Origin of the sequence: Ochrobactrum sp. P6BSIII (genome assembly GCF_014138065.1) — a bacterium.
Taxonomy (GTDB): Bacteria; Pseudomonadota; Alphaproteobacteria; order Rhizobiales; family Rhizobiaceae; genus Brucella.
This window is the reverse complement of sequence record NZ_JACGXB010000002.1, coordinates 57,994-82,187: the sequence shown is the minus strand read 5'-3', so window position 1 is coordinate 82,187 and position 24,194 is coordinate 57,994. Positions and strand designations below refer to the sequence as shown.

Here is a 24,194-nt window from a genome sequence, read left to right as displayed (position 1 = left end):
ATGAAGCCCGCTGACACGCTACAAGGCGTTGCCATTACAGGCCGTCCGGGCCGATATGACCTGCATGTCGAGCATGGCCGTATTGCCGCGATCACGCCGTCGCAGTCGACCGGCGGCGGGTGTGTGACGCCGCTTCTGGCCGATGTGCATGTGCATCTCGACAAGACATTCACGATCCAGCGCATTGCACAGAATGGCGACACCAAGGTCGAATGCCTGTTCGACGCTATCGACCTGATGAACACCGACCGCCAGAACTGGCATGCCGAAGACATCCGCGCCCGCGCCACACGCGGCCTTGAGGCGGCTTTCGTGCAGGGCGTCGGCGCTATTCGCAGCCATGTGGATTGGACGAGCCCGGAAGTTCCGACTGCTTGGCCTGTTCTCAACGAACTGCGTCAGGAATGGAAAGACCGCATCGACCTTCAACTCGCGGCCCTCGTCCACGGCGATCTGGTGCTGGAAGCCGGTCGTGATATCGCGACCCGGGTGAAAGCCGATGGCGGCGTGCTGGGCGCGTTCTTCTATCGCAATGCCGATCTTGCAGCCAAGATCGAGGAAATGTTTCTTCTCGCTGTCGAAAACGATCTCGATCTCGACTTTCATGTCGATGAAGGTCTGGATGTCGAAGCCGACGGATTTTCGCTGATCGTGGATGCCGCCCGGCGGCATCACATGGCGGGCCGCGTGCTGTGTGGCCATGCCTGCTCGCTTTCGCTGCGAACTGTGGATGAACTGACCCGCATTCTCGATGCCGCCGCGCAAGCAGGCGTCGCGCTTGTCTCGCTGCCCACCACCAATCTCTATCTGCAAGACCGGATCGGCGGAAAATCGCCGCGTCTTCGTGGCGTGGCTCCGTTGAAAGAAGCACGACTGGCTGGTGTTGAAGCCATGCTCGGCTCCGACAATGTGCGCGATGCCTTCTACCCCTATGGCGACTATGATCCGCTTGCGATCCTGCGCCTTGCAGCGCCTGTCTGCCATCTGGAGCCAGACGCATGGCTCGACAGCATCACCACCCTGCCCGCACGCCTGATCAGGAGCGAGCGCGTGCAGGTGCTGTCAGCAGGTGGCGCCGCCAATTTCATCTGGCACGACGCCGAAGACCTCAACGATCTCATCAGCCGTCCGCAAGCCCTCCGCCGTGTCTGGCGCGACGGCATTGTTTCGGACCATGTTTACGGGAGAAACCCATGAATTCTGTCGCCCCGCAGCGCATCTATGACTGGGCCGCATTCCGCGCCGAAATCGACGGCATCCGCATCTATGACGACCCCAAGCAGGTCGAGCTGCGCTCCCGCGATTACTTCTGGTACAGCCCGATCCTGACCGAAGATATCGGCCACTATGTCGGTGACCTCGTCGTTATTCCGAAGGATCAGGACGAAGTGCGCCGCGTGGCGGCGGCAGCTGCGAAACTGCGCATTCCGATCACGGTTCGCGGCGGCGGCACCGGCAATTACGGCCAGTGCGTGCCCCTTGAAGGCGGCGTCATTCTCGACATGACCAAGATCGACCGCATCATCGCCATCGAGCCGGGCAAGGTGCGCGTTGAAGGCGGTGCACGCATTTCGCGTCTTGACGATGCCGTGCGCGAAACCGGACAGGAACTGCTGATGTATCCGTCCACCCGCCGCATCGCCACCATTGGCGGCTTCTTCTCCGGCGGTTCGGGCGGTATCGGCTCGCTGCGCCACGGCATGTTGCGCGATGATGGCAATGTCTATTCGGTCAAGGTTCTGACCGTCGAGCCGGAACCGAAAATCATCGAGTTGACGGGCCGCGATATCCACAAGGTCCAGCATGCCTATGGAACCAACGGCATCATTCTGGAGCTGGAAATCGGGCTGACCAAGGCGACCGACTGGATCCATACCGCGGCGCTTTTCGATAGCTATGAAGCAACGCTGAACTTCTGCCTCAAGGCGCTGGAAGAAAATCTGGATTGCTATCTTCTGACCACTGTGGATCGTCGCTTTGCGCGCTTCTACACCAAGTTCGGCGATCTGTTCCCATCCGACAAGGATGCCGTTTTCGCCATGATCGCGCCGGAGGAGCGCGAGCGCTTCGCAGAACTCGCGACCGAATTCAACGGTCAGGTGTCGTTCTCCATGACACTGGAGGAATTGCACAAGGCTGGCCTTCAGCCTGCCTATGAATGTGGCTGGAACCACACCACGCTTCAGGCGCTGAAGGCGGAACCGGGCTGGACCTATCTTCAGGTTGCCTATCCGCGCCCCTTCGACCCGGCATTGGTCAATCGCCAGATCGAACGTTATGGCGACACGCAATATATGCACCATGAAATGGCGCGCCTTGAAGGCGAAGTGCAGATTTTTGGCCTGCCGCTCGTCCGCTTCGAAGACCGTGATGCGATGTATAATCTCATCGCCGAGCTGGAACAGGTCGACGGTTGCGACATCTACGATCCCCATGCCTATACCATCGAGGATGGCGGCATGAAGGAGATCGACGGCGTGCAGATCGAATTCAAGAAACTGGCCGATCCTTACGGTCTGCTCAATCCCGGCAAAACGCGCGGCTGGACCGCCGACATGGCACTTTCGAACTGATAACAGGGGAACGAAACGAATGAAAAAAGCACTCTTTGCGGCAGTAGCCGCTTTCTCGCTCGGCCTTTCCGCACAGATGGCCTTTGCGCTCGACAAGGTGACGCTCGGCACCAACTGGCTGGCGCAGGCCGGTCACGGCGGTTTCTATCAGGCGCTCGCCGATGGCACCTATGAAAAATACGGCCTCGACGTAAAGATCGAGATGGGCGGACCGCAGGTCAACAACCGTCCGATGCTGGCCGCAGGCCGCCTCGACTTCCTGCTCACCGGCAATCTGCTCCTGTCCTTCAACAATGTCGCCAATGGCGTTCCGACCACGGTTGTGGCTGCCTTCTACCAGAAGGACCCGCAGGCGCTGATGGCGCATGACGGCGAATACAAGGATTTCAAGGATCTGGTGAACGCACCGACGATCCTGATTTCCAAGGACGGCCAGTTCTCGTTCTGGCCCTGGCTGGTGAAGGAATTCGGCTTCAAGGACGAACAGCTGCGCCCCTATGGCTATAGCCTCGCCCAATTCCTCGGCGACAAGAAGACCGTGCAGCAGGCCTATGCGACCGCCGAACCGCTTTATGCGGCCAAGGAAGGCGCAAAGGTCAAGACGTTCCTGCTCGCCGATGAGGGCTACAACACTTATGCGAACACCATCGAAACGCGTCAGGAGCTGGTCGACAAGAACCCTGACCTTGTGCAGCGTTTCGTAACGGCTTCCATCGAAGGCTGGGTCAACTTCATGTATGGCGACCACAGCAAAGCCTATGAGATGATCCTCAAGGACAATGCGGATATGAGCAAGGAAACGCTCGACGCCGAACTGGCTAATCTCAAGGAACTTCAGCTGATCGACAGCGGCGACGCGGTCACCAAGGGCATTGGCGCCATCGACATGAACCGCGTCAAGGCGTTCTACGAGCTGGCGCGCAAGTCCGGCATCGTCAGTGGTGAAGAACTCGACATGAGCAAGGTTGCAACCGACGCTTTCGTCAATAAGGGCGCAGGCCTCGACATCAAAAAGCAGCTGGGCCAGTAAGTCCCCCCAACGAAAACGGAAAGCCGCCCCGCGTTTCTGAAATGCCCGGCGGCTTCTCCTCTGACCACGGTTACAAATATGACGATCGACGACGAGAATGACGACATCGAGCCGACCGGACGGGACAAGGTTCTCGACCGCCGGCGGCGCATTCTCGGCGCGATCCGCACCGCTGCTATCGATGAATTTGCGGAAAAGGGTCTGGTTGGCGCATCCACACAGGGCATTGCGCACCGCGCTGGCCTGACCAAGCCGCAGCTGCATTATTATATTTCCAGCAAGGAAGAACTCTACGAGGACATCATCGTCTTCATCCTCGATGAGTGGGAGGATATCTTCCTTGATGCCAGCGCGGAAGACGACCCGGCCAAGGTGATACGCCAATATATCCGGGCGAAACTCGACTACAGCCAGAAGAACCCGAAAGCGTCGCGGCTTTTCACCACAGAAATCGCCAATGGTGCGCCCTATCTCAGCCGCCACTGGACCAAGCATGTCACCGCCACCCATCGCGCGGTCAAGCTGATCCAGTCATGGGTGGATACCGGCCGTATCAAGCCGGTCGACCCGCTGCTGTTCCAGATGCATATCTGGGCGGTGACACAGCATTATGCCGATTTTGAAACGCAGGTGCGCAGCATGATGGAAGTCGGCAAAGACGACCCGCTGGATTTCGAGCGCATCGAAAAAGAAGTCTCGACGCTGTTTTTGCGCGCCTGTGGGTTGGCTGACTGAAGTCAGCCGCATCGGTACTTGAATAGCAAAGCGCCGCCTGAAAACAGGCGGCGCTTTTTGTTGTTATGCAGTCGCCAGATTGCCGAGCGCGTTTTCCGCCTTTGCCCGTTCTTCAGGCGTCAGTTCGAGGCGCTCAAGCTGTTCATCGAGAAGGATCGGCAACGTGCCATCCGGATGCGCTGCGACAACGCCGAATGTCTCATCGCTCTTTTCGTCATAATGGAAGAAAGGCGCTTCCTTCTTGCCGAAAACGGTCACGATGTGCGGCGGCTTTTTCACGCCGGTCAGCGGGCTGTAACCGATGCGCGACTTGCCCATGCTGTCCTTGCGCGAAAGAATTTTCGCCCAGTAGAGCTGCAATTCCGCTTCGCTTTTCGCGGCGCCGACCGTCTTCGAAATGTTGAGAAAACGCTTGATGAACAGGACAGAGCAGCCAAGCATGATGCCAAGCAGGACGACGCCCACCGTCAGGCGGTTCCAGAACTCATCGAGAGCCAGCGACAGCGTGACATTTTCAGGGTGCGATTTCTGCATCACGACATCGGTTTCATAATCGCCGCTTGAAAAGCTGACGAAAGAGAAATCGACGGATTTGATCAGGCGCTCGCCTTCATACTCATAGGAGATATTGGCCTTGCAGTCGGTGATCATCTTCTTTGTCCGGCAATTGCCGTCGAAAATGGTGGCATCTTCGATCACCACCGGATCCTGCTTGATCTGATAATCTGCATAGAGGCCCGGACCCCAGGCCCAGACCACGACGAACGAAATGACAGGGAAAATAAGCGCCAGAAAAAGCATGCGCCAGCGATCGGCGAAGCCAGCTTTTCCTACCTTTATTTTGCGCGCGGGGAGAATGCCGGATAAATCCGGAAGAGAATAGGTTGTAGCCATGTTGCTAATAATTTCTGGATATTTTCTGGTTGGGAGGAACCAGAACCTAACGCAACGTTAGCAATGACTTAAATAGCTTTTCTCGACTACTCAGTAACGTAAAGTTACACTATTGAAACGAGTTGAACGCCGTTTCGGCAAAATCAGCGCAATCCTTCCAGTTCGGCAATGCGCGCGGCGCTGTCCTTTTCCAGCATCCGCGTCATTTCGCGAATGAGGGTTTCGGCCAGCACGAACAGGGCCGCCGACGAATCCCATGCGGAGGGTACAGCCGTGCGGCCAGCCAGCACGTGGCGTGCAACACGGGCAATCGGCGACAGCCACTGGTCGGTCACGAGAATGACCTCCACGCCTCGCGCCCGCGCCTTTTCCGCAAGCTTCAGGAGACTGTCCTGATAGCGGCGAATGTCAAAAACGACGAGCACGTCGCGCTTGCCCATATCGAGCAACCTGTCGCGCCAGATACTTTCCTGTCCGCCAAGATGAAACACATGCGGACGGATGATCGTCATATGCGCCGTCATATATTGCGCGATCGGGTCGGTGAAGCGACCGCCGATCAGATAAATATTGCCCTTGGCGTTCGAAAGCGCTGCCACCGCTTGCCGCAACTGCTTGGCGCCAAGGTGACGGAACGTTTCGCGGATATTTTCCTGCGTGTGTTCCACTGCCGGATAGGCCGTGTCCGGGCTTTTGTCCGAGTGTTCATTGCGATGGTGCGGCGACTGCAATTGCGCCGCAAGCTCGTTTTGCAGATGCGCCTGAAACTCGGGATAGTTCTGGAAACCGAGCCGGTTCACGAAACGCAGGATCGTCGGTGAACTGACCCCTGCCTGCGCCGAAAATTCCGCCACCGTCTTCAATCCCAGCATCGGGTAATTGGCGATCAATGTCTGGGCTGCGGCACGCTCTCCGGCGGGCATCGTATCGATCCGTTCATTGATGCGTTCGGCGACGCTGGCGGTTTCCGACAAAGCGTTTTCCATTCGACGTTTCGGCCCGACAACACTTGTGAATTGTGAGCCAAATTATATTTGACAAATTATCATACGGCGTATCAAATAATCCGCAATAGCGCAGAATTTTAAAAAACGTAACATAAGTTACAGCGCAGGGAACAAACATATGGCGGACGAGCGAGAGGAACGCCCGGCTTCGCATGAGCCGGTTTTTGTCGTCAACGAAACAGGGCAAAGCCCCTGGCTTTTCGTTTGCGAACACGCTTCCAATCATGTGCCGGAACGTTTCGACGGTTTGGGTCTGGGCGAAGATGCCCTGCGCGCCCATATCGCCTGGGACCCCGGTGCGGTTGAGGTTGCACGGCATCTCAGCACCGCGCTCGACGCGCCGTTGGTTGAGTCGCGTCTGTCGCGCCTTTTGATTGATTGCAATCGACCGCTCGACGCGCCGGACCTCATTCCGGAAGTCAGCGAGATGACCGTCATTCCGGGCAATCACGAGCTGAACTCGCTCGAACGCACGGCGCGAATCGACCTGTCGCATCGGCCGTTTCATGCGCGCATTGAACAACTGATCGCGGCGCGTGCAGCACGCGGCCTGCCATCATGGATCGTCACGATCCATTCATTCACGCCTGTCTATCGCGATGTGGCGCGGCCCTGGCAAATCGGCATCATTCACGATGCGGATGATCGCGTGGCCAAACCGTTGATTGAAGCACTGAAGCAGGATTCCGCGCTCAATGTGGGCGTTAACGAGCCTTATGCGCCTTCCGACCGCGTTTATTACACGTTGGAACGCCATGCGCGCCCGCGCAATGCGCCCTGCGCCATGATCGAAATCCGCAATAACGAAATCGCTGACGCAAAGGCGCAGACAGCATGGGCTTCACGGCTTGCGGAAATCTTCCGCAACCTGAAAGCCTGATCAGGTTTTATGACAAGAGAAGAAGACTGAAAGTACCATCCGCATGAGTGAGTAGAGAGCAGAGATCAAAGGGGAACAACCATGAGCTCAGATTACTCCGATAAAGATAAAAGCGAGGACATCAAAGTCCTGCATGGCATGGGTTACGCTCAGGAACTGCAACGTTCCATGAGCCGATTTTCGAACTTCGCAATTTCATTTTCCATCATCTGCATCCTGTCTGGCGGTATCAACTCCTTCGCCCAGGCTATTTCCTCGGTCGGCGGCGCCGGCGCAGGTATTGGCTGGATTGTCGGCTGTCTGATTTCCGGCATGTTCGCCCTGTCGATGGCGCAGATCGCTTCGGCCTTCCCGACCGCTGGCGGCCTCTATCACTGGGCGTCCATTCTCGGTAACCGTTTCACCGGCTGGTTGACCGCATGGCTCAATCTGCTCGGGCTGATCACCGTTCTGGGCGCGATCAATATCGGCACCGCCTTCTTCTTTCAGGGGACGTTCGGCCACCTGATCGGCATGGACACCTCGGCCGGGCATATCGTGCTCTTTGTCTCGATCATCACAATCGGGCAGGCCCTGTTCAACCATCTCGGCATCAAGGTTACGACATTCCTGACCGACATTTCGGGCTATATCATCTTCGTCACCACTGCCGCTCTGGTCGTCGGCTGTCTGGTCTATGCGCCAGCGCTGGATTTCTCGCGTCTGTGGACCTTCACCAACTATTCCGGCGCAGCGGGCGGCGAAGTCTTCCCGCAAAGCGACAATATGGGCTACCTGTTCCTGCTCTGCCTGTTGCTGCCGGTCTATACGATCACCGGTTATGACGCCTCGGCCCACACCTCCGAGGAAACCATCAAGGCAGCCCATACGGTTCCGCGCGGTATCGTATCGGCTGTGTTCTGGTCTTCGCTCGTCGGCTGGATCATGATCTGCGCCATCACGCTGGCGATCCCGGACATGAATGCAGCCGCCGCACAAGGCTGGGGCATGTTCTTCGGTACCATGGACGCTATCCTGCCCGGACCGCTGAAGAATGTGATCTATTTCGCCATCGTCATCACGCAGCTTCTCTGCGGTCTGGCGACGGTTACGTCCGCATCACGCATGCTGTTCGCCTTCTCTCGCGATGACGGCATGCCGATCGGCTCCAAGACGCTCGCCAGTGTCTCGCCGAAATACCGCACGCCGGTTGCCGCGATCTGGACTGCTGCCTTCCTCGAAATCATCTATGTTTTCGCGGCGCAGTTCGTCTCCATCGGCGGCACCAACCTCTACACCATCGTCGTCAACTCGACGCTCGTCTTCCTGTTCCTGTCCTTCACCATTCCGCTCGTTCTGGCGATCTTCGCCTATGGCACGCCGAAATGGCCGAACCCGGGACCATGGGCGATGTCGGGTGGCCTCTACAAGCTGGTGACATTCCTTTCGGTCGTCGGCATGGCAGTGATCTTCTACATCGCCGTGCAGCCGCCAAACGACAAGGTGCTGTGGATCGTTGTCGGCTTCGTCCTGCTTGCCGGTGTTCTCTGGCTGACCGTCGAGAACAAGCGCTTCCAGGGCCCGCCGGTTGGCGACCGGATCGCCAAACGTGCGGCTGAAATCGCAGCCGCAGAACGAGCCGTCGGCGAAACTGCCCACTAACCAGCAACTCTGGCCGGTTCATCCGGCCAGAGCTTCCCATCGGATAATTTTTGGAGAGCACAAGAATGGCTGGATCCCTATCGTTTGAAGAACTCAAGAAAGCCGTTTCCGCCGGAGATATCGATACGGTTCTCGCCTGCATCGTGGATATGCAGGGGCGCCTGATCGGCAAGCGCTTCTATGCGCCGTTCTTCGTGGAATCCGCCTATGACGAAACCCATGGCTGCAACTATCTCCTTGCCGATGATATCGACATGGAGCCGGTGCCGGGCTACGAGGCCGCAAGCTGGGACAAGGGTTACGGCGACTTCGTCATGAAGCCGGATCTTTCCACCATCCGGCTTGCGCCATGGCTGGAAAAGACTGCCATCATCCTTTGCGACGTGCAGGATCACCACCATCACGATCTGGCCCATTCGCCACGCGCTATTTTGAAAAAGCAGCTCGCCCGCCTGCATGAGCGCGGCTATCGCGCCTATTTCGCATCCGAGCTGGAATTCTATATCTTTGACGAGTCCTACAAGACGGCCCGCAACAAGCATTGGCAGGCCATGGAAACGGCCTCGCCATATATTCAGGACTATGTGATCCACCTCACCACCAGAGAAGAGCCGGTTCTGCGCGCCATGCGCAATCAACTGGCTGCGGCAGGCATTCCCGTCGAAAACTCGAAGGGCGAATGGGGCCCGGGTCAGGAAGAGCTGAATGTGCGTTATGCCGAGGCGCTGGAAATGGCCGACCGGCATGTGATCATGAAGACCGCGATGAAGGACATTGCCGAACAGCACGGCAAATGCATCACCTTCATGGCAAAATATGATTACAACAAAGCGGGCAGTTCCAGCCATGTGCACAATTCCGTCTGGAGCGCCGACGGCAAGGAGCCGCTCTTCTTCGACCCGAAAGCACCGCATACGATGACGCCGCTGATGCGGTCATGGGTGGCGGGACAGCTGAAATATGCGACCGACTACACTTATTTCCTTGCGCCTTACATCAATTCCTACAAGCGCTTTCAGGCTGGCACCTTTGCGCCGACCAAGATCACTTGGAGCGAAGACAACCGCACGGCGGGCTTCCGTCTCTGCGGCGAAGGCACCAAGGCGATCCGTATCGAATGCCGTATCGGCGGGGCCGACCTCAATCCTTATCTCGCTTTCGCAGCGCTGATCGCCGCCGGGCTTCAGGGCGTCGATGAAAAGCTGGAACTGGAAGAGCCTTTCGTGGGCGATGCCTATGGCGCGGTGAAACTGAAGGAAATTCCCTATACGCTGCGCGAAGCCGCCCTTGCTCTCAAGAACTCGTCTTTCCTGAAAGAGGCGCTCGGTGAGGATGTGGTCAACCATTATGTTCACACGGCCCATTGGGAGCAGATCGAATATGATCGTCGTGTCACGGACTGGGAACTGCATCGCGGCTTCGAACGCTACTGACCGGCCACCATCTCGAATGACATATGAAGGACATGCCCGATGAGCGGCACCGCCAAGATCATCTCGCCTATCGACGGTTCGGTTTATGCCGAGCGCCCATTTTTGAGCGAAACCGCCATCCAGTCCACGGTTGCTGCCGCGCGCACAGCTCAACTTGCCTGGGCCGAATTGAGCATAACAGAGCGGGCGCGTTATTGCCGTGCTGCGCTTGCAGCGCTTGCCGCGATGCAGGATGAAATCGTGCCGGAGATTGCCTGGCAAATGGGGCGACCGACCCGTTATGGCGGCGAAAATGGCGGCGTTCAGGAACGTGGTCAGTACATGATCGACATTGCCGGGGAAGCGCTGGAACCTTATCTCCCAGCGCCGAAAGACGGCTTCCGCCGCTATGTCAAACATGTGCCGCTTGGCGTCGTTCTGGTGATTGCGCCGTGGAACTATCCTTACCTCACTGCCGTCAATACCATCATTCCGGCCCTGATGGCGGGTAACAGCGTCATCCTCAAACATGCAACGCAGACACTTCTGGCTGGTGAACGCTTCGCACAGGCGTTTGAGAAGGCCGGACTGCCCAAGGGTGTCTTCCAGAATATCGTTCTGGATCATGCCTCCACCGAAAAACTGCTGGCTTCGGGCACGGTCGATCATGTGAATTTCACAGGATCGGTCGGCGGCGGACGAGCCATCGAAAAGGCAGCCGCAGGCACCTTCATGACGATGGGACTGGAACTTGGCGGCAAGGACCCGGCCTATGTTCTGCCGGACGTCAATCTGGACCACGCCGTGGCCAATCTGGTCGATGGCGCTTACTTCAATTCGGGTCAATGTTGCTGCGGCATCGAACGCATCTATGTGCACGAAGATGTTTATGATCGCTTTGTCGACGGCTTCATCGATCTGACGCGCCAATATGTTGTCGGCAATCCGCTGGATGCTGGCACGACGCTTGGACCGATGGCGCAGGCGCGTTTCGCCGATCTCATTCGCGAGCAAAAGGCCGAAGCGCTGCGCAAGGGCGCCAAGGCGCATGTGAACATGAAGGTCGATCATGATGTGGCCGGTTCGCCCTATGTCGCGCCGGAAGTGCTCACCCACGTTGATCACCAGATGAGCGTCATGCGCGAGGAAAGTTTCGGCCCCATTGTCGGCATCATGAAAGTGCGCAACGATCAAGAAGCGCTCGCCCTGATGAATGACAGCATCTATGGACTGACCGCTTCACTGTGGACCACGGATACCGACCGCGCCGCGGCGTTGGGCGATCGCATCGAAACCGGTACACTTTTCATGAACCGTTGCGATTATCTCGATCCCGGCCTTGTCTGGACGGGTGTCAAGGATACGGGCAAAGGCGCTTCCCTTTCGCCGATTGGCTACGGCAATCTGACCCGACCAAAATCCTTCCATCTGCGTGAAAAAATCTGAACTGATCCCTGTTCTGCCCCACTTTGAAAGCAATTGATATGACGACACTGACCGCTAAATGGAACTTCCCGACCACCGTTCTTTTCGGACCCGGGCGCATCAAGGAACTGCCAGCCGTTTTGAAGGCGGCAGGCATTGCGCGTCCGCTTTTCGTCACCGATCCGGGTCTGGCGAAACTTCCCGTGGTCGCTTCCACGCTGGCCATTCTCGATGCGGCGGGCGTTCAGTATGGCGTGTTTTCCGACGTAAAGCCCAACCCGGTTGAGAGCAATCTCTATGCGGGCGTCAAGGTCTACCAGGATGGCAAACATGATGGCGTCATCGCCTTCGGCGGTGGCTCGGCGCTCGATCTGGGCAAGCTGGTCGCCTTTCAGGCGGGCCAAACGCGCCCGGTCTGGGATTTCGAAGATATTGGCGATTGGTGGACCCGCGCCGACAGCAATGCCATCGCGCCGGTGATCGCCGTTCCCACCACCGCCGGCACCGGCTCGGAAGTAGGCCGCGCAGGCGTGTTGACCAACGAAGCCACCCACACGAAGAAGGTCATTTTCCACCCGAAAATGCTGCCGGTTACCGTGATCGCTGATCCGGAACTCTCCACCGGCATGCCGCCTTTCATCACGGCAGGCACCGGCATGGATGCGCTGGCGCATTGCCTTGAAGCCTATTGCGCACCGGGCTTCCACCCCATGGCAGACGGCATTGCGGTTGAAGGCATCCGCCTCGTTTTCGAAAATCTGCCCAAGGCCTATGCCGACGGCAACAACATCGAAGCGCGCGCCAATATGATGGCCGCTGCCGCGATGGGCGCGACCGCTTTCCAGAAAGGGCTCGGCGCGATCCATTCGCTGTCGCATCCGATTGGCGCGCTCTACGACACCCATCACGGCATGACCAATGCCGTCTTCATGCCCTATGTGCTGCACCACAACCGCGCCGCGATCGAAAAGCGGATTGAGCGGCTTGCAGATTATCTGGGCATCAAGGGCGGTTTCGACGGCTTCGTCGCTGCCATTGTGAAGCTGCGTAAGGACCTCGGCGTGCCGAACACATTGCCGGAATTCATCAAGGGGCTGGAGATGGACGACGCCCGCAAGGATCTGATTGCCGAAATGGCAATTGTTGATCCGACAGCAGGCGGCAATCCAACCGAACTTACCAAAAAGGATGCGCTTAAACTTCTTGAGCAGAGCATCGTTGGCAACGGTTGAGGACAGCGATTATTTCCCGCAAAACTGCGTAACGTTTTGCTTGCAACATAAATATAGAAAGCTAATAGTTAGGCTGACAAAACAAGCATCGCTTCGAAGCGGGGGGCGATGCATCTGGAGAGCGGGTTCTTGGGGAGGAGCCCGCTCTCCTTCATTCTAGTGCTAGAGCGGTTTCTGTAATGACGGAATCGTCGGAACCGCTCCATCTATTTTTCACGTATTCTCCGACGCATCGAAGCGGGACCAGAAATCGGTCCAGCGGACTGATTTCCCCGCGTAGGCGCTTCGCACTTTTGCTGGAAATGCTCTATTCACTGGATCGATAGTCAGCGCGGGTAATGCCGTGGCGCTGCATCTTGTCGTAGAAGGTCTTGCGCGGAATGCCGAGCGCCTTGATCGTTTCCTGCACATTGCCGCCGTGGGCGGCAAGCGTTTCACGGATCAGCGTTTCCTCATAGCGCTCCAGACGCTTCGGCAAAGATTCCTGATCATCCGACACTGGACGAACCCCGCCGTTAGCGGACGAAACACCGAGCGCCACCCTGTCAGCAAAATGCGCCAGTTCACGCACATTGCCCGGCCAGGCATGGCCCATCAGATGGCGATGCGTGGCGGCGTCGATCTCCGGCACATCGCGATTGAAGCGCTTTGCCGCACGCGTCAGAAAATGCGCGAAAAGCAGCGGAATATCCTCGCGGCGTTCCCGCAGCGGCGGTATCGATAGCGTCACCACATTGAGCCGGTAATAGAGGTCTTCGCGAAAATCTCCACGTTGCGCTGGATCGCCGAGATCGATCTTGGCAGCCGCCACCACACGCAGATTGACCGGGCGGACCTCATTGGTTCCAAGCGGGGTGATCTCGCGCATTTCCAGCACGCGCAGCAGCTTCACCTGCGTTGCTGCGGGCATGCTTTCAATCTCGTCGAGAAACAGTGTGCCGCCGCTTGCATGTTCGATGCGTCCCAACCGCTTTTTCTGCGCGCCGGTGAAAGCACCGGCCTCATGGCCGAACAATTCACTTTCAATCACGGTTTCCGGTAGCGCGCCGCAGTTGAGTGCAACGAAATTGCCTTTGCGACGACGGCTCCAATTGTGCAGAAGCTGGGCCACGACCTCCTTGCCGCTGCCCGTTTCGCCCGCCACCAGCACGTCCACATCCGTATCCGCAATGTCGCGCAGCGTGCGGCGCAAGTTTTCCATCGCAGGCGTCTGACCGATCAGCGGCAGATCACCTTCCGCATCCGTCGCTGCGGAACGCAGCGCACGGTTTTCGAGCACAAGCTGGCGCTTTTCACCGGCACGCCGAATGCTATGCACCAGACGGTCGGCCGCAAAGGGCTTGGCAATGAAATCATAGGCACCGTCCTGAATGGCCTGAACCGCCATTGGAATATCACCGTGGCCGGTAATCAATATCACCGGCAGATCCGCGTCGATGGTTTTGATACGTGCAAAAAATTGCAGGCCATCAATCTGTGGCATCCGCACATCGGAAACGATGACACCTTCAAAATCCGCTGTGATATCCGCCAGTGCGTCGATGGCGTTGGCATAATCGGCGACGGTAAAACCGGCAAGCTCCAGCGTCTGCCGCGTGGCGCGGCGCAAAGCCTTATCATCATCGACCAGAATAACGGGAAGAGAATTATCCATCATGCTTTTCTCAATTCGACGCGGAATACGGTGCCTTCGACACTGCTTTCCGCAGATATGGTCCCGCCATAATCGGTGACGATTTCCTTGACGATCACCAGACCGAGACCAAGGCCTTTTTCCTTCGACGTGTTGAAGGGCGAAAACAGGTTGTCGCGAATATGTTGCGGCATGCCCGGCCCGTTATCCGATACGGTGACCAGCACCGTCTCGCTCTTTTCTGTGGCACGCACTTCGATACGGCCTTCATTGCCTTTGACTTCCACCGCTTCCAGCGCGTTCTGAAACAGGTTGATGAGAACCTGTTCCAGTCGAAGGGAATGCCCGACGACGCGCAGATCGGGCGGCGGCAACTCAATATCGAGCTGATCCATACGCCCGGAAAAACGGCTGCGCAGCAGCACGAGCGCACCCGTTATGACCTGGCTGAGCGGTGTCGGCTCGGAAGGTGATCGCCCCTTGCGGGCAAGAGCCTTGAGGTCGCCGGTAATGGTGCCGATGCGGTCGGTCAGTGCGGCAATTTCGTCAAGATTTTCGGTCGCGGCATCCAGCTGGCTTCGCGTGATGAAGGTTTTCGCATTGTCCGCATAGGCCCGTATCGTCGCGACAGGCTGGTTGATTTCGTGCGCGACGCCCGCTGCAACCTGCCCCATAATGGCCAGACGGTTGGCGTGAACCAGATCCTGCTGCACCCCCTGCAACATGGATTCCGTGCGATGGTGATCGCTGATCTCCGCTTCGAGGCGATCTCGTGCCAGACTGAGATCGCGGGTGCGTTCCTCGACGCGCTGTTCCAGCTCCAGTTGCGTACGCCCGGCGGCGGCAATGCGCGCCACGACCTTCTGCCGCCTGCGCAGCAGCAGCCCGGCGATTGTCGCAATAGCCGCCAGAATGATGAAGGCTATCAGGCGCGCCTCGCGCACCGCGCCGGGAATCTGCGGTTTTGTCGGGGCCATGCTGTACATCTGCCAGGGCGTGGACGACACCGCGGAATGTATGGCCAGAAACTGCGTGCTGCGCCCCTCGCCCGGTAGTTGTGCATTCATCAACAGCACATCGCCCTCGCCCACCGGCGTCATGGACAACGGCAGAGATTGCAACGAAACATCGCCAAATTGCAGGCTGTCGCGAATGGACTGCGATTGTTCCGGACCGATCCGACCGATGGTCATGAAACGCCATGACGGCAGACTGGTTATGAGCACGATGTTGCGCTCGTCTGTCACGAAAGTGGGGCGGCCCGCATTGCGCCAATCCTGTTCCAGATCGTCGAATTCCAGTTTGACGACGATGACACCAAGCGGCCCATTGGGGCCATCAACGCGCCGCGAGATGTAAAGGCCCGGGCGAAAACTCACATTGCCGAGCGCGAAATATTCCTCGCCGCCATTGATCAGGGCTTGCTGGAAATAGGGCCGGAACTTGTAATCATTGCCGACGAAACTGACCGGTCCGCGCCAGTTGCTGGCCGCAATCGCGATCCCATCCATACCCACCAGATAGATCACCGCCGCCTGCGTGCCCTCCGCTAGCGTTTCCAGTTTCCGGTTCGCGGGAGCGATGGTCGTAACCGTCTTGTCCTGAAGCGCCGATGCCAGTTCCTGATCCTTCGACAGGACAAGCGACAGAGCGCGTTGCTTGTCGAGGACAGCGCGTAGCAGCGCCGTGTTGAGATTGGCATCGATGCGCGCCTGTTCGCTCAAAGCCACGACGGCCCGCTCATGCGCGGTGTTGCCGACCAGCCAGAATGCAAGCGCGAAGAACATAGCGCATATAAGCGCAAACAGAGCCCAGGCCCGGCGATTGGAGGCCCGAAGAGCTGCTTCGTCAATGATAGGCGGCAAAAGCTTGTTCATCAAAATTATTGTGCGATATTTCGCACAAATAGAAAAGGGGAATGTGTAAAAGTTCGCACAGTATTGGGTAAGCTCAACACTGCATTTCTAATAATATGCATATTATTCAATAGGATAATTGATACCGCACAAACTGGCACGGACATTGCAAATAGAACCTCCAACAGCGGTCGAGGCCGTTGAAATCCCAGACTGAAAGGCTCGGGAGGCTGGACAGTATCCAGACTGAGCCAAACGGAGGACACAATGATTGCAGTTCCGACAGGCACCGCGGATGAACCGCGCGGCCGCATCCCGCTTTATCGGCATCTCTATTTTCAGGTACTGGTTGCGATTGCCGCCGGTATTCTGCTCGGCCATTTCTATCCAGAGCTTGGCACGCAGCTAAAGCCACTCGGCGATGCCTTCATCAAGCTGGTGAAGATGATCATCGCCCCCGTCATCTTCCTGACGGTCGCAACCGGCATTGCCGGAATGACCGACATGAAGAAGGTCGGTCGCGTTGCCGGCAAGGCGATGATCTACTTCCTCACCTTCTCCACGCTCGCGCTAATTGTTGGCCTCATCGTGGCCAATGTCGTGCAGCCGGGCGCTGGCATGCATATCGACCCGGCCTCTCTCGACCCCAAGGCCGTCGCGGATTACGCCACCAAGGCGCATGAGCAGAGCATTACCGGCTTCCTCAGCAACATCATCCCGACGACGATTGTGGGCGCCTTTGCCGAGGGTGACATTCTCCAGGTTCTGTTCTTCTCGGTCCTGTTCGGTATTTCCCTCGCCCTCGTTGGCGATCGCGGCAAGCCTGTCACCGACTTCCTGCATGTCCTCACCGCACCGGTTTTCAAGCTGGTGTCGATCCTGATGAAGGCTGCCCCAATCGGTGCTTTCGGCGCGATGGCTTTCACCATCGGCAAATATGGCATTGGCTCCATTGCCAATCTCGCCATGCTGATCGGCACTTTCTACCTGACCTCGCTGCTTTTCGTACTCGTGGTTCTGGGTGCCGTGGCGCGCTATAACGGCTTCTCCATTCTGGCCCTGATCCGTTACATCAAGGAAGAGCTGTTGCTGGTGCTCGGCACCTCCTCGTCGGAAGCAGCCCTGCCAGCACTGATGAACAAGATGGAACGCGCCGGCTGCAAGCGCTCGGTCGTCGGCCTCGTCATTCCAACCGGCTATTCGTTCAATCTGGACGGCACCAACATCTATATGACGCTGGCTGCCCTCTTCATCGCGCAGGCGACGGACATTCCGCTGTCGTTGAGCGACCAGATCCTGCTGCTGCTGGTGGCGATGCTCAGCTCCAAGGGCGCCGCAGGCATTACCGGTGCTGGCTTCATCACGCTGGCGGCAACCTTGTCCGTCGTTCCGTCGGTTCCCGTTGCGGGCATGGCGCTCATTCTCGGCATCGACCGGTTCATGTCGGAATGCCGCGCACTGACCAACCTCGTTGGCAATGCCGTCGCCACCATCGTCGTCGCACGCTGGGAAAACGAGCTGGATCAGGACAAGCTTGCAGCCGCACTGGCTGGCGCACCGGTCATCACCGACGCGGTGCCACAACTGGAGCCTGCGGAGTAAACCCTATTCTCCCCCCCCCCCAAGCAGAAACGGTCCGCTTCATGCGGGCCGTTTTTTAAATGCCGCCGCCTTCGCCAAGAGAGCTGAAATGCTCGATCATGCGGTCGACTTTTGGTGTCACACCCGTGAACAATTCGAACGCGCCGACGGCCTGAAAGACAGCCATACCACCGCCATTGACGACACCGCATCCACGCTTTGCCGCTTCGAGAAGAAGCTGGGTCTGAAGCGGGAAATAAACGATATCCGCCACCCAATGCCGGGGCATCAGAAGGCTCGTATCCAGCGGCACGCCGGGATGCTTGGCCATTCCGGTCGGCGTGGCATGAGCCAATCCGTCAGCAGCCTCCAACGCGGCGGCAATATCCTCGCCCCGTTCAAACCGACAGGCATCGTGCCTTGGTGCAAGTTGCGCGATCAGAGCTTCGGTTCGGGCAGCATCCAGATCGAAAACCTGAACGGTTCGCGCACCCATCGTCGCCAGTGCATGCGCAACTGCCACTCCCGCCCCGCCTGCACCGATCAGCACAACATTGTCGATCCGGGCGTCAGGCAAAGCGCGGCGGAAGCCTTGCGCAAAACCCCACCAGTCGGTGTTGTAGCCCGTCCTGCGGCCATTTTTGAATGTTACCGTATTGATCGAACCAAGTGCCGCCGCATCCGGCGACAATTCATCGACAAACTGAATCGCTGCCTGTTTGCAGGGATAGGTGACGTTTAACCCGGCAAAGCCGCCTTTCTCTGCCTGATCCATGAGTTGAGGCAGCGCTTCCACGCCTACGCCCAGCACTGACAGATCAAGCCGATCATAGCGGTAATCGATGCCGTTCAAGCGTCCTTCGTGCATATGCATGGCTGGAGTGCGAGAGGCGCCAATGCCGCTGCCAATCAAGCCTACGCGAACCGACCGCGTCACTGTTTCCGTCACGGAATTTAAACTCCACCCCTATCGTCCCGCCATTTTCGCACAGCAGGTTTCTTTATGGAGAAAATGTACGAACTAGTTAGTCAGGTCAATCTGGCATGACGACTATTTTTGCAAAGCGCACGGAAATGAATGCAACGCCAAGGGCACGTAGTGTCTGAATCAAAAAGCGGCAGCCGTGGCGAAAATGGTGATTTCGAGAACCGGAACGGAGCGTACATTTGGGTACGTGAGCCTAGGTAAGCACAGAAATTGCCATTTGCAGACCGGCATGGCGACTTTTGGATCAGACACTCACGATTTCAGGTATGCCAGGATCATATCCGCGATCAGTTTGCGATGTCGTGTCCGGCACTCATCGGCCATCAAATCCCGATCGAAAAGCGCGCCGAATGTATGCCGGTTGGCAACCCGGAAAAAGCAGGCGGCGCTGATCATCTGATGCAGGTCAACCGGATCGACCTTGCGGGTAAACACACCGCTTGCTTCACCGCGCGCCAGAATTCCCGCAATGATCCCGATCACGCCGGAATTGGTGCGCTGGAAAATGCTGGAATTTTTCAGGTGTTCGGCGCGATGGATATTTTCGATGCAAACCAGCTGAACGAAATCGGGATTGGCATCATCGTGATCAAATGTGGCTTCGATCAATCGGCGCATCGCCTCTTCCGGCTCGAAGTCCTGAAGCTGAAGGCGGTTTTCCAGCGCCCTGATCTTGGCATAAGCGCGCTCCAGAACGGCCAGATAGAGGCCTTCCTTGCTGTCGAAGTAATAATAGAGCATCCGCTTGGACGTCTTGGTCTTTTCGGCAATCGTATCGACACGCGCACCCGAAAATCCCGAATGAACGAATTCCTCCGTCGCGACTTCGAGGATGTTTTCCTTGGTGCTGTCGGGATCGTTTTTCCGTCCCGCGCGGGCCTGTGCAAGCTCCACTGCGCTGTCCATTATAATCGTTAGGCTGTTTTAGAAATGTACGAACTGGTCTGTTATATAGGCGCATAGCGCCGCGAGGGGCAAGCGTGAGCAGCCGGACAGCATGCAATTAAGACAAAACCGATGGCTTGACCTTTTGTACAGCAGCCAATTTGCGGCACATTGCCAAACAGCAATATTATTTCGTATAGACTTATTTATGTAGATATAATGCAAAGCGCGAGCAGCTTTCCATTGCGCCTTGTTGCATGCCCGGTATAGGAAAGGCTGAATTGAACGTTTGCGCGCTTCATTCGCGACATGCAAGGCCACCCCTTTTCAGGCCGTCTTGCTCAACCCCCATCGTTGAAGCTGCGCCTTCGGAGGAGTGATTATATGCAATATTGCGGCAAGGCGCCTCGTCGGCTTCCCGAGGAGAGAAGACGATGAACGCCCAAGTGAAGCTCGCCCAATCGAGCGAACCCGATACGACGGCCATCGAGCTGAAGAATGTGCAGATATCGTTCAAGCTGGCCGATGGCGGTCGCTTTGATGCGGTTGCCGAAAGCAATCTCAAGGTCGCGGAAAACGAATTCGTCGCCATTGTCGGGCCGACCGGATGCGGAAAATCCACTCTGCTGAACGCGGTTGCTGGTCTTCTGACGCCTGCGCAAGGCATCGTCGAGATCAACGGCCAGCGCCTGCAAGGGCTTAATCGCAAGGCGGGTTATCTCTTCCAGCAGGATGCATTGATGCCCTGGAAGACCGTTCTCGACAATGTCGCCATCGGCCTTGAAATCGCCGGCACGGCCAAGGCCGAGGCCCGCAGGCAGGCTCAGGAATGGCTTGCCCGCGTCGGGCTTTCGAGCTTCGGCGACCGTTATCCGCATATGCTTTCCGGCGGCCAGCGCAAGCGCGTCGGCCTGGCGCAGGTGCTGATCCGCAACCCGAAATATCTGCTGATGGATGAGCCATTCGGTCCGCTCGATGCGCAAACCCGCGTCATCATGGGCGACTTGCTGCTTGATCTATGGTCGCAGGACAAGAAAGCGGTCATGTTCGTCACGCATGATCTGGAAGAAGCTATCGCTCTTGCCGACCGCGTCGTCATCATGTCGGCTGGCCCACGCGCCCGCATCATGGCAGAATATCGCATTCCGCTCGAACGCCCACGCGAAATCTCCGAAATTCGCCTCGACAACCAGTTCCACGAAATTCACCGTGAAATCTGGGGCGCGCTGAAGGAAGAAGTCCTCAAAGGCTACCAGCAGACAAGCGGAGAACGCGCATGAAAAAGCCCGTGCTGTTTCTGGCGCAGCTCAGTGTCGCTGTCGCCATTGTTCTCGTGTGGCACGTCTTCACCGCCACACATCTTTTCGGCAACCCCGCCAAAGCGAAGTTCTTCTTTGCCGCGCCGGGTGATGTCGCCTTGCGCATCTATAAATGGTTCGCCGAAGGCACGATCTGGTATCACCTCGGCATCACACTGCTTGAAGCCATGCTCGCCTTTGCCATCGGCTCGATTGCCGGTGTTTTGATCGGCTTCTGGTTTGCGCGCAAGCCCATATTGGCAGCTGTTTTCGACCCCTATGTGAAAGCCGCCAACTCCCTGCCCCGCGTTGTTCTTGCGCCGATTTTCGCTCTCTGGCTCGGCCTCGGCATCTGGTCCAAGGTTGCGCTTGGCGTCTCGCTGGTCTTCTTCATCGTCTTCTTCAATGTCTATCAGGGCGTGAAGGAAGTGAACCAGACCGTGCTTTCCAATGCCCGCATGCTCGGTATGAACGAGCGACAATTGCTGCGGAATGTCTATCTGCCATCAGCCTTGTCGTGGATGTTCTCGAGCCTCCACACCGCCGTCGGCTTTGCCGTCGTCGGCGCGGTTGTGGGCGAATATCTCGGTTCGTCCGCCGGTCTTGGCTATCTCATCCATCAAGCCGAAGGCGTGTTCGACGTAACCGGCGTTTTCGCCGGAATGCTGGTACTAACCGTCTTCGTCCTGATCATCGACTGGGGCGTGACCATCATCGAGGAACGCTTGCTTGTCTGGCGTCCGAAAGCGGCAACCCACAACGCATAACGGCGCATGAATTCTTACTAGGAGGAAAATCATGAAGATTAGTCGCAGAGACGCCCTGCTGGGCGCTGCAGCTCTTGGGCTGGCTGGCATTGCTTCCCGCCTGCCTGCCTATGCGCAGGATGCATCGGCAACACCAGAAAAGCCCGAACTGATGTTCGGTGTCGGCGGCAAGCCGCTGTTCTATTACCTGCCGCTGACGATTGCCGAGCGCAAAGGCTTCTTTGAAGAACAGGGCCTGAAAGCGACCATCAACGATTTTGGCGGCGGCGCAAAGTCGCTGCAAGCCTTGATCGGCGGTTCGGTGGATGTCGTGACCGGCGCCTACGAGCACACGATCCGTATGCAGAACAAGGGCCAGGACATCAAAGCAATCTGCGAGCTTGGACGTTTTCCGGGCATCTGTATCGGCGTGCGCAAGGACCTCGCAGGCGAGATCAAGACCATCGCTGACCTGAAGGGCCAGAATGTCGGCGTCACGGCGCCCGGCTCCTCGACTTCGCTATTCCTGCAATATGCATTGATGAAGAACGGTCTGTCGGAAGACGCCGCGTCCATCATCGGCGTTGGCGGCGGTGCGAGCGCGGTTGCAGCGATCAAGAAGGGCGAAATCGCTGCTCTGGTCCATCTCGACCCGGTCATCACCCGTCTCGAGGTCGATGGCGATATCACCTTGCTGATCGACACCCGCACCGAAGAAGGCACGCGCCAGCTGTTTGGCGGCACCAATCCGGCTGCGACGGTTTACGTGCAGCAGAGCTTCATTGATGCGAACCCGATCACCACGCAGCGTGTCGTCAATGCTTTCGCCAAATCGCTGGACTGGATTCACAAGGCTTCGGCAGACGACGTGGCCGACGCTGTGCCGGAGGAATATCTGCTCGGCGACCGCGAACTTTACAAGACGGGTTTCGAGAAATCCCGCGCCATGTATTCCGAAAAGGGCCTGATTGCCGAAGAGGGTTTCAAGAGCCTCTATGAAATGCTGAAAGCGCTCGATCCGGAGCTTGCCAACGCGGACATTTCATTCGCGCAGACTTTCGACCCGCGTTTTGTGCAGGCGGCAAAGATCTAGAGCGGTTCCGGTAAAAACGGAATCGTGGAACCGCTCTATCTATTTGTTTTTACGCATTATCCTACGCAAAACCGCTACGCACTTTTGCTGGAAATGCTCTAACAAACAAAAAGACCGGGATCGTTTCAGATCCCGGTCTTTTTTAATATCCAAATTGCGATATCGAATTATACGCCGTCATGCGATGGACGGGCGATATGTCGTTTCAACAGCGCAGCTGCAAATTCGAAATCCCCGGCCTCGATGGCCTGGAGAATTTCCAGATGATCCGTGCAAGCCTGATGAATGCGCGCGTCGCACAGACGATCAACTTCGCAGGATTCCGTCAGTCGCCGCAGATGATTTTGCCAGCGGATGGTCTGGGTAAGAAAGCGGTTATTCGCCCATGATACAAGCGTTTCATGGAAGTTCGCATTGACGTCGAACCAGTAACCGTCTGGAAAATCGGATATCGAGCGTTCGAGTATCTCGATCTGCGCCTTTTTCAACTCCTGAAGCTCGGACCGTACCGGACTGTAGTCGGCTTGCGTCAGCGCACCGCATTCGATGACCATCCGAAAAGAATCGCTTTCATGAACGGCATGTTCGTTATCAAGCGTTTCCGCGAAGCGCCAACCGTAGCCGGGCAGACGCTCAGCCAACCCTTCAGCAGCAAAGCGCATCAATGTCCGACGCACCGTGCCGCGCGTTACTTCGAACTGGTCGGCAAGCGCGGCTTCCGAAATTTCGAGACCGACTGCACCGGACGCGCGGGCGTTCATCAGCCTGTGATAGAGGTCTTCGAAATCGGAGGGTGGCAAAATCTCGTTCGACAGCTCATCATGCTCGGGAAAACGCTGCAACAGATAACCACGGTTCGGCGCCTGCGCGACAATTCCCCGTTGCACCAGAAGATGCAAAACCTGCCGGACCGGGGAGCGGGAAACATGCAGTTCGCGCGCAATGGCAGCATCGGAAATGCGATCACCGATCTGCCAGCGCTCCTTGGTGATGAGCGCCAGCATCTTATGCGCTACCTCCACCTGAAGATTGCTCAAACCGGTTTGCGTCACTGTTCCGTCCGTCTTGGGTGCTGTCACGATGATGTTCACGCGCGGTAAATCCTCCATGACAAATTTATAACAGGAAACACTACGCGCGGGAGTTCCATTCACGCTTGGGCACGCCAATGTGATCAGCGCGTGATGACCTGAGACGACAGCGTTTTTCCAGGGGAGTGGCATGTTTTTAACGACCGGGGAACGACTGTGCTCGACCCGGAATGGTGCGCCTCAAAGAGGGAAGC

20 protein-coding genes are annotated in these 24,194 nt (G+C 57.4%); 13 read left to right on the top strand and 7 right to left on the bottom strand.

From position 1 onward, the window contains the following. From FHW00_RS02755 to FHW00_RS02740, 4 genes are all read left to right on the top strand, one after another. Positions 1-1,197, top strand: coding sequence for an amidohydrolase family protein (locus FHW00_RS02755; protein ID WP_078336782.1), 1,197 nt, complete (start codon positions 1-3; stop codon positions 1,195-1,197). After that, a complete protein-coding gene (locus tag FHW00_RS02750) occupies positions 1,194-2,573 on the top strand; it encodes an FAD-binding oxidoreductase (protein ID WP_078336781.1) in 1,380 nt (459 codons plus the stop codon). The genes FHW00_RS02755 and FHW00_RS02750 overlap by 4 nt, the downstream gene beginning before the upstream one ends. A 19-nt stretch (positions 2,574-2,592) precedes the next feature. Next, complete coding sequence (locus FHW00_RS02745; RefSeq protein WP_078336780.1) at positions 2,593-3,603, top strand: ABC transporter substrate-binding protein; 1,011 nt, start codon at positions 2,593-2,595, stop codon at positions 3,601-3,603. Between the two features lie 78 nt (positions 3,604-3,681). Further along, positions 3,682-4,338 carry a TetR family transcriptional regulator C-terminal domain-containing protein gene (locus FHW00_RS02740; RefSeq protein ID WP_078336779.1) on the top strand — a complete coding sequence of 219 codons (657 nt, stop codon included), beginning with the start codon at positions 3,682-3,684 and terminating at the stop codon, positions 4,336-4,338. Between the two features lie 63 nt (positions 4,339-4,401). Here FHW00_RS02740 and FHW00_RS02735 read toward each other — a convergent pair whose 3' ends face one another. Together FHW00_RS02735 and FHW00_RS02730 are read right to left on the bottom strand one after the other, a co-directional pair. Beyond that, positions 4,402-5,232, bottom strand: coding sequence for a hypothetical protein (locus FHW00_RS02735; RefSeq protein WP_139364318.1), 831 nt, complete (start codon positions 5,230-5,232; stop codon positions 4,402-4,404). 143 nt (positions 5,233-5,375) lie between these two features. Beyond that, positions 5,376-6,218, bottom strand: coding sequence for a MurR/RpiR family transcriptional regulator (locus FHW00_RS02730; protein WP_078336777.1), 843 nt, complete (start codon positions 6,216-6,218; stop codon positions 5,376-5,378). Between the two features lie 139 nt (positions 6,219-6,357). On the opposite strand from FHW00_RS02730, the gene FHW00_RS02725 reads away from it, so the two are divergent. From FHW00_RS02725 to FHW00_RS02705, 5 genes are all read left to right on the top strand, one after another. Then, positions 6,358-7,119 (top strand): N-formylglutamate amidohydrolase, encoded by a 762-nt coding sequence (locus FHW00_RS02725; RefSeq protein WP_078336776.1) that lies wholly within the window; start codon positions 6,358-6,360, stop codon positions 7,117-7,119. A gap of 81 nt (positions 7,120-7,200) precedes the next feature. Continuing rightward, positions 7,201-8,760: an amino acid permease gene (locus FHW00_RS02720; RefSeq protein WP_113533412.1), complete on the top strand. Its 1,560-nt coding sequence runs from the start codon at positions 7,201-7,203 to the stop codon at positions 8,758-8,760. A 65-nt stretch (positions 8,761-8,825) separates the two neighbouring features. Further along, a complete protein-coding gene (locus FHW00_RS02715) occupies positions 8,826-10,193 on the top strand; it encodes a glutamine synthetase family protein (RefSeq protein ID WP_078336775.1) in 1,368 nt (455 codons plus the stop codon). Between the two features lie 39 nt (positions 10,194-10,232). Beyond that, complete coding sequence (locus FHW00_RS02710) at positions 10,233-11,618, top strand: aldehyde dehydrogenase family protein (RefSeq protein WP_078336774.1); 1,386 nt, start codon at positions 10,233-10,235, stop codon at positions 11,616-11,618. A gap of 38 nt (positions 11,619-11,656) precedes the next feature. Next, positions 11,657-12,829, top strand: coding sequence for an iron-containing alcohol dehydrogenase (locus tag FHW00_RS02705; protein ID WP_078336773.1), 1,173 nt, complete (start codon positions 11,657-11,659; stop codon positions 12,827-12,829). A gap of 307 nt (positions 12,830-13,136) precedes the next feature. Here the strand turns inward: FHW00_RS02705 and FHW00_RS02700 are convergent, their stop codons facing one another. Together FHW00_RS02700 and FHW00_RS02695 are read right to left on the bottom strand one after the other, a co-directional pair. Continuing rightward, entirely contained in the window at positions 13,137-14,483 is a 1,347-nt protein-coding gene (locus FHW00_RS02700) for a sigma-54-dependent transcriptional regulator (RefSeq protein WP_078337061.1), read from the bottom strand. Beyond that, a complete protein-coding gene (locus FHW00_RS02695; RefSeq protein ID WP_078336772.1) occupies positions 14,483-16,339 on the bottom strand; it encodes a sensor histidine kinase in 1,857 nt (618 codons plus the stop codon). Before FHW00_RS02695 ends, FHW00_RS02700 begins: the two co-directional genes overlap by 1 nt. A gap of 246 nt (positions 16,340-16,585) precedes the next feature. On the opposite strand from FHW00_RS02695, the gene FHW00_RS02690 reads away from it, so the two are divergent. Continuing rightward, positions 16,586-17,920 carry a dicarboxylate/amino acid:cation symporter gene (locus FHW00_RS02690; RefSeq protein ID WP_078336771.1) on the top strand — a complete coding sequence of 445 codons (1,335 nt, stop codon included), beginning with the start codon at positions 16,586-16,588 and terminating at the stop codon, positions 17,918-17,920. Positions 17,921-17,975: 55 nt separating this feature from the next. On the opposite strand, the gene FHW00_RS02685 is transcribed toward FHW00_RS02690, so the two are convergent. Next, a complete protein-coding gene (locus FHW00_RS02685) occupies positions 17,976-18,848 on the bottom strand; it encodes a shikimate dehydrogenase (protein ID WP_078336770.1) in 873 nt (290 codons plus the stop codon). A gap of 291 nt (positions 18,849-19,139) precedes the next feature. Then, positions 19,140-19,793: a TetR family transcriptional regulator gene (locus FHW00_RS02680; RefSeq protein ID WP_113533410.1), complete on the bottom strand. Its 654-nt coding sequence runs from the start codon at positions 19,791-19,793 to the stop codon at positions 19,140-19,142. Positions 19,794-20,206: 413 nt separating this feature from the next. Here FHW00_RS02680 and FHW00_RS02675 point away from each other — a divergent pair, with 413 nt between their 5' ends. The 3 genes from FHW00_RS02675 to FHW00_RS02665 are packed head-to-tail and all read left to right on the top strand — an operon-like array spanning position 20,207 to position 22,909. Beyond that, positions 20,207-21,052, top strand: a complete 846-nt coding sequence (locus FHW00_RS02675) for an ABC transporter ATP-binding protein (RefSeq protein WP_078336768.1) — start codon at positions 20,207-20,209, stop codon at positions 21,050-21,052. Then, positions 21,049-21,837, top strand: coding sequence for an ABC transporter permease (locus tag FHW00_RS02670; RefSeq protein ID WP_078336767.1), 789 nt, complete (start codon positions 21,049-21,051; stop codon positions 21,835-21,837). The genes FHW00_RS02675 and FHW00_RS02670 overlap by 4 nt, the downstream gene beginning before the upstream one ends. A 31-nt stretch (positions 21,838-21,868) precedes the next feature. Beyond that, positions 21,869-22,909, top strand: coding sequence for an ABC transporter substrate-binding protein (locus FHW00_RS02665; RefSeq protein WP_078336766.1), 1,041 nt, complete (start codon positions 21,869-21,871; stop codon positions 22,907-22,909). 167 nt (positions 22,910-23,076) lie between these two features. Here the strand turns inward: FHW00_RS02665 and FHW00_RS02660 are convergent, their stop codons facing one another. Next, positions 23,077-24,000 (bottom strand): GntR family transcriptional regulator, encoded by a 924-nt coding sequence (locus tag FHW00_RS02660; RefSeq protein WP_445557843.1) that lies wholly within the window; start codon positions 23,998-24,000, stop codon positions 23,077-23,079. Positions 24,001-24,194 lie beyond the last annotated feature (194 nt).

Excerpts from the sequence above, each read along its gene's own strand:
- FHW00_RS02755 (WP_078336782.1), top strand. The coding sequence starts at position 1 with ATGAAGCCCGCTGACACGCTACAAGGCGTTGCCATTACAGGCCGTCCG.
- FHW00_RS02750 (WP_078336781.1), top strand. The coding sequence starts at position 1,194 with ATGAATTCTGTCGCCCCGCAGCGCATCTATGACTGGGCCGCATTCCGC.
- FHW00_RS02745 (WP_078336780.1), top strand. The coding sequence starts at position 2,593 with ATGAAAAAAGCACTCTTTGCGGCAGTAGCCGCTTTCTCGCTCGGCCTT.
- FHW00_RS02740 (WP_078336779.1), top strand. The coding sequence starts at position 3,682 with ATGACGATCGACGACGAGAATGACGACATCGAGCCGACCGGACGGGAC.
- FHW00_RS02735 (WP_139364318.1), bottom strand. The coding sequence starts at position 5,232 with ATGGCTACAACCTATTCTCTTCCGGATTTATCCGGCATTCTCCCCGCG.
- FHW00_RS02730 (WP_078336777.1), bottom strand. The coding sequence starts at position 6,218 with ATGGAAAACGCTTTGTCGGAAACCGCCAGCGTCGCCGAACGCATCAAT.
- FHW00_RS02725 (WP_078336776.1), top strand. The coding sequence starts at position 6,358 with ATGGCGGACGAGCGAGAGGAACGCCCGGCTTCGCATGAGCCGGTTTTT.
- FHW00_RS02720 (WP_113533412.1), top strand. The coding sequence starts at position 7,201 with ATGAGCTCAGATTACTCCGATAAAGATAAAAGCGAGGACATCAAAGTC.
- FHW00_RS02715 (WP_078336775.1), top strand. The coding sequence starts at position 8,826 with ATGGCTGGATCCCTATCGTTTGAAGAACTCAAGAAAGCCGTTTCCGCC.
- FHW00_RS02710 (WP_078336774.1), top strand. The coding sequence starts at position 10,233 with ATGAGCGGCACCGCCAAGATCATCTCGCCTATCGACGGTTCGGTTTAT.
- FHW00_RS02705 (WP_078336773.1), top strand. The coding sequence starts at position 11,657 with ATGACGACACTGACCGCTAAATGGAACTTCCCGACCACCGTTCTTTTC.
- FHW00_RS02700 (WP_078337061.1), bottom strand. The coding sequence starts at position 14,483 with ATGGATAATTCTCTTCCCGTTATTCTGGTCGATGATGATAAGGCTTTG.
- FHW00_RS02695 (WP_078336772.1), bottom strand. The coding sequence starts at position 16,339 with ATGAACAAGCTTTTGCCGCCTATCATTGACGAAGCAGCTCTTCGGGCC.
- FHW00_RS02690 (WP_078336771.1), top strand. The coding sequence starts at position 16,586 with ATGATTGCAGTTCCGACAGGCACCGCGGATGAACCGCGCGGCCGCATC.
- FHW00_RS02680 (WP_113533410.1), bottom strand. The coding sequence starts at position 19,793 with ATGGACAGCGCAGTGGAGCTTGCACAGGCCCGCGCGGGACGGAAAAAC.
- FHW00_RS02675 (WP_078336768.1), top strand. The coding sequence starts at position 20,207 with ATGAACGCCCAAGTGAAGCTCGCCCAATCGAGCGAACCCGATACGACG.
- FHW00_RS02670 (WP_078336767.1), top strand. The coding sequence starts at position 21,049 with ATGAAAAAGCCCGTGCTGTTTCTGGCGCAGCTCAGTGTCGCTGTCGCC.
- FHW00_RS02665 (WP_078336766.1), top strand. The coding sequence starts at position 21,869 with ATGAAGATTAGTCGCAGAGACGCCCTGCTGGGCGCTGCAGCTCTTGGG.